1 rRNA gene is annotated in these 2,456 nt (G+C 55.6%); it reads right to left on the minus strand.

What is annotated here, in order from left to right:
• A 23S ribosomal RNA gene (locus ACWD0F_RS51675) occupies positions 1-2,402 on the minus strand; the annotation flags it as partial.
• Positions 2,403-2,456: the final 54 nt, after the last annotated feature.

Here is a 2,456-nt window from a genome sequence, read left to right on the forward strand (position 1 = left end):
TCAAAACGACCAGAGTGGTATTTCACCAATGACTCCACCATCACTAGCGTGACAGCTTCCTAGTCTCCCACCTATCCTACACAAGACGTTCCAAACGCCAATGTCAAGCTGTAGTGAAGGTCCCGGGGTCTTTCCGTCCTGCTGCGCGTAACGAGCATCTTTACTCGTACTGCAATTTCGCCGGGTCTGCGGTTGAGACAGCGGGGAAGTCGTTACGCCATTCGTGCAGGTCGGAACTTACCCGACAAGGAATTTCGCTACCTTAGGATGGTTATAGTTACCACCGCCGTTTACCGGCGCTTAAGTTCTCACCTTCGCCATGTTGCCACGGCTAAGCGGTCCCCTTAACGTTCCGGCACCGGGCAGGCGTCAGTCCGTATACATCGTCTTACGACTTCGCACGGACCTGTGTTTTTAGTAAACAGTCGCTTCCCCCTGGCCACTGCGACCCCCACCAGCTCACAGAGCTAGCCTGATCACCAGCAGAGGTCCCCCTTCTCCCGAAGTTACGGGGGCAATTTGCCGAGTTCCTTAACCACAGTTCACCCGATCGCCTTAGTATTCTCTACCTGACCACCTGAGTCGGTTTGGGGTACGGGCCGCCACAACACTAACTAGAGGCTTTTCTCGGCAGCATAGGATCATCCACTTCGCCACAATCGGCTCGGCATCACATCTCAGGATTAACGTGAGGCGGATTTACCTACCCCACTCCCTACATGCTTACCCCAGGACAACCATCGCCTGGGCTGGACTACCTTCCTGCGTCACCCCATCGCTTACCTACTACCCCATCAGGCCGAGCGTTCACTCTGACCCCAAGCCCGAAGGCTTTAGGCGAGTTAAGGACTCTTAGTATCAGAAGGTTCAGTATGGGCGCATTGAAGCGGGTACGGGAATATCAACCCGTTGTCCATCGACTACGCCTGTCGGCCTCGCCTTAGGTCCCGACTTACCCTGGGCGGATTAGCCTGCCCCAGGAACCCTTGGTCATCCGGCGCGAGGGTTTCTCACCCTCGATTCGCTACTCATGCCTGCATTCTCACTCGTGTGCACTCCACGGCTAGATCACTCTGCCGCTTCACCGCACACACGACGCTCCCCTACCCATCAACACAGACGAATCTGCATCAATGCCACGACTTCGGCGGTGTACTTGAGCCCCGCTACATTGTCGGCGCGGAATCACTTGACCAGTGAGCTATTACGCACTCTTTCAAGGGTGGCTGCTTCTAAGCCAACCTCCTGGTTGTCTCTGCGACTCCACATCCTTTCCCACTTAGCACACGCTTAGGGGCCTTAGTCGGTGATCTGGGCTGTTTCCCTCTCGACTACGAACCTTATCGCCCGCAGTCTCACTGCCACGCTCTCACTTACCGGCATTCGGAGTTTGGCTGACGTCAGTAACCTTGTCGGGCCCATTAGCCATCCAGTGCTCTACCTCCGGCAAGAAACACGTGACGCTGCACCTAAATGCATTTCGGGGAGAACCAGCTATCACGGAGTTTGATTGGCCTTTCACCCCTACACACAGGTCATCCCCCAGGTTTTCAACCCTGGTGGGTTCGGTCCTCCACCCAGTCTTACCTGAGCTTCAACCTGCCCATGCGTAGATCACTCCGCTTCGGGTCTACAGCATGCGACTCAAACGCCCTATTCAGACTCGCTTTCGCTACGGCTCCCCCACACGGGTTAACCTCGCCACACACCATAACTCGCAGGCTCATTCTTCAAAAGGCACGCAGTCACATCACACAAGGACCGAAATCCTCGTAAGCTCCTACGGCTTGTAGGCACACGGTTTCAGGTACTATTTCACGACCCCTCACCGGGGCACTTTTCACCTTTCCCTCACGGTACTCGTGCACTATCGGTCATCAGGGAGTATTTAGGCTTACCAGGTGGTCCTGGCAGATTCACACAGGATTTCTCGGGCCCCGTGCTACTTGGGATCCCCTCAAGAAGCCCTCAAGATTTCGCCTACCCGGCTCTCACGGTCTACGGCGCCCCTTCCCAGAGGCTTCGACTATCCCGAAGGTTTATCACTTCTTGTGGTCTCGGCAGAAACCACCAGAGGGTCCCACGACCCCGGACATGCAACACCTGCCGGCTATCACACACGCCCGGTTTAGCCTCATCCGCTTTCGCTCACCACTACTCACGGAATCACTGTTGTTTTCTCTTCCTGCGGGTACTGAGATGTTTCACTTCCCCGCGTTACCACCAACCGCCCTATACATTCAGGCGGAGGCAACACCACATGACTGGTGCTAGGTTTCCCCATTCGGACATCCCCGGATCAACGTCTGGTTGGCGACTCCCCGAGGCTTAACGCAGCCTCCCACGTCCTTCATCGGCTCCTGATGCCAAGGCATCCACCGTGTGCCCTAAAAAACTTGGCCACAAAGATGCTCGCGTCCACTATGCAAATCTCAAACAACAAACAGCAACCACAT

Source organism: Nonomuraea sp. NPDC002799, assembly GCF_053592075.1.